This is a genomic window from Gracilibacillus orientalis (genome assembly GCF_900114645.1).
Lineage (GTDB): Bacteria > Bacillota > Bacilli > Bacillales > Amphibacillaceae > Gracilibacillus > Gracilibacillus orientalis.
The window spans coordinates 207201-216220 of the sequence record NZ_FOTR01000009.1; the positions used below are offsets into that span (position 1 = coordinate 207201).

Genomic DNA, 9020 nt, shown 5'->3' on the forward strand with positions numbered 1-9020 from the left:
GGCTTTTCTATATGAAGAAGTTAATCCGTATTGTGCAAGCAAACAATTTATTTATGAAGATTTTTTTGGTTATGGTAATCAGTATCATCGCCGTATCGCTATCCATCACCTATAGCAGTATTCGTATGTCGAGTAATTTATTTATGGATACCTTCAGCATTACCAATTCAAAAATCATGAATCAAATCACGGAAAGATTTAATTCGTTTACGGATTCGATTGTATCAGCCTCACTGGAGGTCGATACGAATGGTACGATAAAACAGTTGCTTCAGGAAGAGCACGAAAATGCTATTAATCAATCGATTTTTTATTATCATATGACCAGTGAAATGGAACAGATTTATGCGGAAGTAGATCCTAATGATGCCAATATGCTCATCATGAGCAACCAACAGGATATATTTAATATGAATTATATCAAATGGCCAGTCACCGGAGAAAAATTAGCCAATCATGAAATGATACAGCGTGTAAAAGAAAGTCCTAATGACATTGTGTATCAATTTGAAGATTCAGAGATTACCAATGGTGTACCGATGATTATTGCTTCTAAAGCTTTAAAATTAAGATCAGACGATATATACGGTTATTTATTTTTTTCATTAACGGAAAGAGATTTGAAAAAGTTCTATGAAAGTTACACTAGTGCTGGAAATAACGTATTGTTAGTAACACCAAACGGTCAAATTATCTCTAGTAATCAGGAAGAAATGATCGGAGAATCGTCTCCAGAATTGTTAGGTTATGCAGAAAAGTTTAAAAATGAAAATTCCCAATATCACAAAGTGGATATATTCGGCCAAAACTACATCCTCCTTTCCGAGTATATTCCCAGCCTCGATATCTATCTTGTTAATTTAATTGATCAGGAAGTAATCGCTGATAATGTCATTGATACCAGTGAAATAGTATTGATTAGTATTGCTATTGTTAGCTTGGCAGTTCTTGTTACCTTCTTAATATTACGAAAGATGACCGTGTCTATTAGTCAGCTAGTCCATCAAATTTCAGATATGGCCAGGTATCAATTTAATAAGCCATTAAAAGAAACAGGAGGATATGAAACAAGAAAAATTGCAAAAGCCTTCAATTATATGCTGAATGAACTGCAGGATTATGTTCAAATTTTGATGAATACACAAGAAAAGCAAAGGAAAGCAGAATTAGAAACCTTACAGCACCAAATCAATCCGCATTTTATCTATAATACACTAGCTTCTATTAAATTTATGATTCGTCAGGAGAAAAAGGAGAAAGCATCTGACACCATTGATTCCTTTATTTCATTGATTCAAAATTCATTAAGTAATATCGATGAAACGATAACAGTTGAACAAGAAATAGAAAACCTTAAAAATTATGTACAGATTAATCAAGCAAGATATGGCGACCGCATTCAAGTTAATTATTTGGTGGCACCCGACTGTTTGCAGCTTTATTTACCCAAGCTTGTTATCCAACCTTTTATTGAGAATGCTTTTTTCCATGCCTTTACAAAGAAAAAAACTGGTTTTATCCAAATACTAATTGCACAAAAAGAACATTCCCTAATCTGTGAGATTATTGATAATGGTGATGGCATGATACCTGAACGATTAGATAATAAAACAATCAAAGCAAAAGAAAAAAGGCAACTGTTCAGTGGAATTGGCGTTAAAAATGTCCATGAGAGAATTCAATTATTGTATGGAAGAAATTACGGTGTAGAAATAGACAGTGAACCAGCAAAAGGTACTAAAGTAATTATTACGTTACCCGTAAAAGAATCATAATCCAAATATCAAATACCTAAAAAAAATACAAATTCTAAATAAATTCATAATAAATTTCATTAGAATTGTATATTCTAAAAATAGTTTCATTTTTTACTAAAGATCGTCCAAGAGGTCTTTAGTCTTTTTTGTTACACTTACATTACAGTGCTGAAAACGATTTCACACTTACGAAAATTTTGAGGGGGTTTTAAAGTGAGAAAAAAATTATCTACAAAGTTATGGCTTTTGATGGTAGCGCTTTTAACAGCATTAGTATTAGCAGCATGCTCCGGTGGTGACGATGAAGAGAGCGGTGATGATACATCTGAAGGAGATGATGCAGGTATTACTGCATGGGCTTGGGATCCAAACTTTAATATTGCAGCATTAGAACTTGCTAAAGAACATTATGACAAAGATGATTTCAATATGGAAATCATCGAAAATGCCCAAGATGATATTGTACAGAAACTTAATACTGGCTTAAGTTCAGGAACAATGAAAGGTATGCCAAACATTGTATTAATTGAAGACCAACGTGCACAAAGCTTTTTGCAATCTTACCCAGATGCTTTCTATCCAATAGGTGACTATTTTAATAAAGAAGATTTTGCCTCGTACAAATTAGTACCAACAAGCCATGATGGAAAACAATACGGACTTCCATTCGATACTGGTGTAACAGGTTTGTTCTATCGTACAGATTACCTTGAAGAAGCAGGCTATACTCATGATGACTTAGTGGATATTACTTGGAGTAAATATGTTGAAATTGCAAAAGATGTAAAAGAAAAAACAGGTCAAGCGATGCTTTCTCTAGACCCTAACGATCTAGGTATTCTGCGGGTCATGATGCAAACAACCGGTACATGGTACACAACAGAAGATGGGTCGATTCAACTCGAAGGTAATGAACCATTAAAATTGGCTTTAGAAAACTATAAAGAATTAATGGAAAATGACGTTGTTAAATTAAACTCTGACTGGAGTCAGTATTTAGCAGCATTTAATAGTGGTGATGTAGCATCCGTTCCTGCTGGTAACTGGATTGCTCCTAGTGTGGAAGCAGAAGAATCTCAAGCTGGCCAATGGAGAGTAGCTCCTACACCTCGATTAGACATGGAAGGTGCAGTAAATGCATCAAACCAAGGTGGTAGTTCCTTCTATGTATTGAATATTGATGGAAAAGAAAAAGCAGCTGAATTCTTAGGTGGAACTTTTGGTTCTAATGTGGACTTTTATCAAGACTTAGTTCAAGAAGTTGGAGCACTTGGTACTTACATTCCAGCATCTGAAGGAGATGCATACCAATTCGAAAATGAATTCTTTAATAATCAACAAGTCGTACATGATTTCTCCCAATGGATGGAAGAAATCCCACAAGTTGATTACGGCATGAACACTTATGGTATTGAAGATATCTTATCAGCAGAAATTCAACAATACTTGGATGGCAAAAGCCTAGAAGACGTATTATCAGATTCACAAGCACAAGCAGAAAACCAATTTAAGTAAGTAGAATAAAGCCCTTGGGAACTAGCTCATCATTTCATGAGTGAACCCTTGTCCCAGGGCTTTCTTCTTCCTTATGAAATAGTTAGCAATGAACAATCTCATTAATGAGGAGGGGGATTATCATGAGTCAAACTTCTAACCCAACACAGCAAAGGACATTTGCACAAAAATTCAGAAAAAACTATATTGGTTGGCTTTTTATCATTTTATCTGTATTGGGAATTTCTCTTTTTTATTTTTACCCAATGGTTCAGGCGCTTTTATTATCTTTACAATCAGGTATGGGCTCGACCCTGGAGTACGTCGGTTTAGATAACTATGTAAGATTATTTAATGATCCGACTTTTATTACTGCTTTAACAAATACGATATTATATCTGTTAATACAAGTCCCCGTTATGATTGTTTTAGCATTAATATTTTCCGTGTTATTAAATGATCCTACATTGAAATTTAAAGGTTTTTTCCGAACTGCAATCTTTTTACCGGCTGTTACTTCCCTTGTAGCATATGCAGTTATTTTTAAATATTTATTCGGTAATGATGGTTTAGTTAATGATTTTTTGCTGAATATGAATTTGGTTTCTGAACCACTCAATTGGCTTTCTGATCCATTCTTAGCCAAAATAACCATCATTATAGCCATCACATGGAGATGGACCGGTTACAATATGATTTTCTATCTATCCGCTTTGCAGAATGTTGATAAATCCATGTATGAAGCATCCAAAATTGATGGTGCTTCTGCTATACAACAGTTTTTCTTTATTACGATACCTTTATTAAAACCAATCATTTTATTTACTTCCATAGTATCAACCATTGGTACTTTACAGTTATTTGATGAAGTAATGAATATTACAAGTGGTGGGCCTGGTAACGCCACTATGACTATTTCAATGTATATTTATAACTTATCGTTTGAGTATACACCAGACTTTGGATATGCAGCTACAGTATCTTATGTCATTTTGATCTTAGTTGTCATCCTATCCTTTATTCAATTTAGAGTGGCAGGTGATCGAGATTGAAACAGATAAAACGAGTTTTTACTTACCTATTTTTAAGTGTAGCGGCTCTAGTGTCTATTTTTCCTTTTATATGGATGTTAATAAGTATGACAAACAAATCGGTTGATGTAACAAGTGGCCGATTGATTCCCGGTACTCATTTTATTGAGAACTTAAACAAACTACTGGATCAGACACAAATTGGTATAGCGTTATGGAATTCATTTTTAATAGCCGTTATCACGACTGTTTTAACACTATTAATTGGTTCTTTAGCTGGATATGGTTTTGAAATTTATCGATCAAAAGGTAAAGATATATTATTTAATATTTTGATTTTGTCGATGATGATTCCATTTGCTGCGATTATGATTCCATTGTATCGTTTGTTCGGACAGATATCTGCTGATGCCCCATTGATCGGTTTGGATACATTAGCAGCAGCCTTCCTACCGACCATTATTACAGCATTTTTCATTTTCTTCTTCAGACAGAATACGAAAATGTTTGCGAAAGAGTTAGTAGAGGCAGGGAGAATCGATGGTTTGGGTGAATGGGGCATCTTTTTCCGAATTTATATGCCTACGATGAAAACAACCTATGCAGCAGCAGCTATTATTGCATTTATGAATAGCTGGAATAACTATCTATGGCCATTAGTTGTACTTCAATCACCAGAAAAGCAAACCATACCGTTGTTGATTTCCAACTTAGGTGCAGGATACACGCCTGACTATGGAGTGATTATGACAGCTATCGTCATTGCTACGCTCCCTACAGCTCTTGTGTTCTTCTTAATGCAGAGACACTTTGTTGCTGGTATGATGGGCTCTGTAAAAGGATAAAGAATAAAGTCAATAGGAATATGCAGCCAAAGGAGCCAGCCATTACCTGGTGATGCCACAATAGTAGCAAAAATTGTAGCAGCGAAAGTGGTGTCCGGAGGATGTATTATTATTTAGTTTTTTTCTTAAACATCAAAAAAAGCATTCTTTAACGAGAATGCTTTTTTGAATGACTTTTTTAGTACGAGAGAAAAAGATATCTTCCTCAGATTCACATATTTATAGAAGAAGCCCCCTTTTTTATACCAACACTTTCAATGACAATTATACGAAGAATCGTGTTTTCAGTGAAATCCACATTTTCATTTGATGTAGTAACTATCACTGATAATTAATCCAGAACACCTAAGAAATATAACAAGAATTAAAAGTTTCAAAGTTATGATTAAGCCTTTTCTGCCATCAAAATGGTTAATGGTATTAGCTCTCGCCCTAGTCCTATTACAAACTGGTCTATCCTTGATAATACCTTGGAGAAGATTGAATACAGTGTATCTCCCATCCTTCACTAATACCTGGTACAACCGTCCGGCCGCCTTCAAAACCTGCGCCTTAGCAATCACCGGAGGTTGGTTGGCGTCTATGACTGTATACTTGTTTCGCATGTTATGCTGTCCCGGTTACTTATCCTTTCACTACATCCATTAATTCAAATTTCGTTACATCGACCAAACCTCGGTTGGAGATTCGTATTTCCGGGATAACTGGTAAGGCAATAAGTGAAAATGTCATGAATGGGGCATGAATCGTACAACCTAATTGCTGCCACGCTTTTTCTAGTGCTCTAACTTGTTCGACTACTATTTCAATTGGTTGATCAGACATTAAGCCCGCTATCGGCATCGGAACATGTGCCAACACTTCACCATCTTCCACGACAATCATACCACCACCTGATTCTGCTAGCTGATTGGCAGCAAAAGCCATATCTTGCTGATTAACACCCATCACTAATAAATTATGGCTATCGTGTGCTACTGTTGAAGCAACAGCACCTGACTTCAAACCAAAACCTTGAGCAAATGCTAATGAAATCTGACCAGTACCATTATGACGCTCAACACAAGCAAGCTGTACAATATCTTGTTCTAAATCCGTATTGATCAGATGATCTGTTACGGGCAAAGTCGCTGTCATTTTTGCTGTTCGTGCATTATTTTCCATAATCCGAATACCGTTAATCTCAACCTGCCCTTTTTGTTCTGTAGATATATTAAAATCATCAGGCTGTAATGCACGTTGTAATTTCACCGTATCTCTAGCATGCTCAGGATATTTATAAGCTGGTATTTCTTTTACTAGCTCTTGATCGGAAACAATCATTTCACCATTCGTTATCACCGTAGATGCATCAACATCAGCTAAATCATCCAGCAAAATAATATCAGCTATTTTGCCTGGTGTAATGCTGCCAAACTGCTTATCGATATGAAAATAACGCGCTACATTGATCGTAGCCATTTGAATTGCTACCACAGGATCAACGCCTTCTTCAATCGCACGACGTACAACATGGTTCAGCTGCCCTTTTTCTACTAAGGTTTCCGGATATATATCATCCGTTACCAACGATACATTAGAAGAATCAATTCCTTCTTCTGTAATGATTTTGATTACTTCTTTGACATCCTGCCAAGCAGATCCTTCACGTATCATAATATGCATACCTAAACGGGCCTTTTCCAATGCTTGTTCTTTTGCCACCGTTTCATGACAGGAATCAACACCAGAAGCAATATAAGCTTGGAGCATGCCGTTTGATCCATCTGGAAAGTGTCCGGTTACAATTTTGTCGGCTTTCATCGTTGCTTCTATTTCATTGATCATCTTCGAGTCATTATAGACAACACCAGGAAAGTTCATTACTTCACCTAAGCCGATAACGTCTTCCCATTTTAATCCCTCTTCAATATCTTCCTCATTTAAATTTGCACCGGCATCTTCGAGGTCATTAGTGGCAGGGACACAGGAAGGAAAAGTAGTAAAAACCTTTAATGGTAACCTTTTGCCTTCTTCATGCATTAATCTTACACCTTCCGTACCGAGTACATTAGCAATTTCATGTGGGTCCATTACTATCGCAGTTGTCCCTTTTTTTAAGGCAGCTTTGGCAAATTCAGTAACGGATAACATGGTACTTTCCACGTGCATATGCCCATCCATCAACCCTGGAGCCACATATTTGCCTGTTGCGTCTACTACATTTGTTCCAGGCCCGATTAAATGATCTGTCTTCCCTATCGATGCAATCCGGTCACCTTTTACCGCAATATCTACATTGTTTTGTAATTCTCTAGTCATCACATTAACTAATGTTCCATTTTGTATCACTAGGTCTGCATATGCCTCTCCTAGTGCTACTTTTCTCAATAATGCTCTACTCATTACCGATTCTCCTCTCTATATGTTGAAAGTTACTATATGGCAAAATTACCGCACAATTTACGGTCGCGCTTATACCCTACGGTTTGGACTTATACATGTTTTCACTATCTTACGACTGAAACGGTTTTACAGTCAATGTTTTTCTTTTCTGAACAGTGTGACAGTATGGTAAAATGTAAATATACTATGACGCTAGGGGAGAAAGTATGCGCAATTCATTATTTGGAGCAACAGAATGGATCACCAGATTCGCTTATGTCAACATTTTATGGATGGCTTTTACAATAGTCGGGCTCGTTATTTTTGGATTTTTTCCTGCAACTGTTGCAATGTTTACCTTGATAAGACAATGGATTATAGGTAATACGGAAGAACCTGTTTTTGCAACATTTTGGAATACATATAAAAAGGAATTTTTAAGAAGTAACCTATTTGGATTGGTTTTTTATCTTATTGGTCTATTATTTTATATTAATCTCCAATTCATGGACATGACTCAGGGTGGTTTTTATGACATTATAAAAATTCCTTTATATGTTTTTATGTTAGCGATTTCGTTAACTTTACTTTATGTCATACCAACTTATGTTCACTTTGAACTACGATTTATCGATGTTTGGAAAAATGCATTTCTAGTCATGATGATTCATCCGTTTCACAATATATCCATGGTACTTGGATCGGCAGCTGTCATATATGTAATGTGGTTGTTTCCCGGTTCTTTATTCTTCTTTGGCGGAAGTTTAGCAGGATATATTATTATGGGTACGTGCTATCATGCCTTTAAAAAAGTTGAAACAAAAAAAGAACAAATAGCAAAAAACAATTGACCATTTCATCAGGTCAATTGTTTTTTAATAGAAATGTATATAAATGTTCAGACAAAACATAAATTGCGAAATAACTTTTGTGTTTTATCTGAACATTTTGTTGGAGATGCGTACTAATCCAACTCTGCGGAAAAACACTCCCTTTCCGTGGGGAACGCTTCAGCCTCCTCGCGAGCAAATAACGCTCACTGCGGGGTCTTCAGACTGTTCCTTTCCCACAGGAGTGTCGTATTTTTCCGCAGCTTCGTATGGTTTTCTGATTAAGTGAGAAGAAATCCACGAGATGTATATTCCATGGATTTTATCCTTTCAATCATCAGAAATTCATTATTAGCGGAGGTAGAATACGGAGACTCCTATGGGAACAGCACGAGGCGGATTAAGTCCATATAATTGTGTAAAAAGAAAAGTCATTATTAATTCCTCATGATACAATGTTTTCAACCACGATAAACAAAGAGGAGGAATTAATAATGACCCAATTACATTTTAACCTAAACATGGAGGAATTAAAAGATTCCGTGATGAACTCTAATATGGAGGCAGTGGTGAAGTCCTCCATGGTTCTGATTTTGAATGAGTATATGAAAAAAGAACGGGATGCCTATTTAAAAGTAGATCATTATGAACGATCAGAAGAACGTCAAGATCAACGAAATGGCTACTATGACCGACATT

At 36.0% G+C, this 9020-nt stretch carries 7 protein-coding genes; 6 read left to right on the forward strand and 1 reads right to left on the reverse strand.

Going from position 1 to position 9020, the window contains the following annotated elements; all coding sequences use genetic code 11:
• Positions 1-11: 11 nt before the first annotated feature.
• From BM121_RS16265 to BM121_RS16280, 4 genes are all read left to right on the forward strand, one after another.
• A complete protein-coding gene (locus BM121_RS16265; protein ID WP_091484710.1) occupies positions 12-1775 on the forward strand; it encodes a sensor histidine kinase in 1764 nt (587 codons plus the stop codon).
• Positions 1776-1970: 195 nt separating this feature from the next.
• A complete protein-coding gene (locus BM121_RS16270) occupies positions 1971-3272 on the forward strand; it encodes an ABC transporter substrate-binding protein (protein ID WP_091484711.1) in 1302 nt (433 codons plus the stop codon).
• A 122-nt stretch (positions 3273-3394) separates the two neighbouring features.
• Entirely contained in the window at positions 3395-4303 is a 909-nt protein-coding gene (locus BM121_RS16275) for a carbohydrate ABC transporter permease (protein WP_091484712.1), read from the forward strand.
• A complete protein-coding gene (locus BM121_RS16280; protein ID WP_091484713.1) occupies positions 4300-5127 on the forward strand; it encodes a carbohydrate ABC transporter permease in 828 nt (275 codons plus the stop codon). The genes BM121_RS16275 and BM121_RS16280 overlap by 4 nt, the downstream gene beginning before the upstream one ends.
• A gap of 624 nt (positions 5128-5751) precedes the next feature.
• Here BM121_RS16280 and ade read toward each other — a convergent pair.
• Entirely contained in the window at positions 5752-7512 is a 1761-nt protein-coding gene (gene ade, locus BM121_RS16290; RefSeq protein ID WP_091484715.1) for an adenine deaminase, read from the reverse strand.
• 206 nt (positions 7513-7718) lie between these two features.
• On the opposite strand from ade, the gene BM121_RS16295 reads away from it, so the two are divergent.
• Together BM121_RS16295 and BM121_RS16300 are read left to right on the forward strand one after the other, a co-directional pair.
• The gene (locus BM121_RS16295) at positions 7719-8342 is read left to right on the forward strand and encodes a YesL family protein (RefSeq protein ID WP_091484717.1); all 624 of its coding nucleotides are present in this window, start codon (positions 7719-7721) and stop codon (positions 8340-8342) included.
• 473 nt (positions 8343-8815) lie between these two features.
• Positions 8816-9020: transposase (locus BM121_RS16300; RefSeq protein ID WP_175495466.1), on the forward strand; the 205-nt coding region annotated here is incomplete at its 3' end.

What these genes read in the sequence shown, in the direction of transcription:
- BM121_RS16265 (WP_091484710.1), top strand. Translation starts at nt 12, where the DNA reads ATGAAGAAGTTAATCCGTATTGTGCAAGCAAACAATTTATTTATGAAG.
- BM121_RS16275 (WP_091484712.1), top strand. Translation starts at nt 3,395, where the DNA reads ATGAGTCAAACTTCTAACCCAACACAGCAAAGGACATTTGCACAAAAA.
- ade (WP_091484715.1), bottom strand. Translation starts at nt 7,512, where the DNA reads ATGAGTAGAGCATTATTGAGAAAAGTAGCACTAGGAGAGGCATATGCA.
- BM121_RS16295 (WP_091484717.1), top strand. Translation starts at nt 7,719, where the DNA reads ATGCGCAATTCATTATTTGGAGCAACAGAATGGATCACCAGATTCGCT.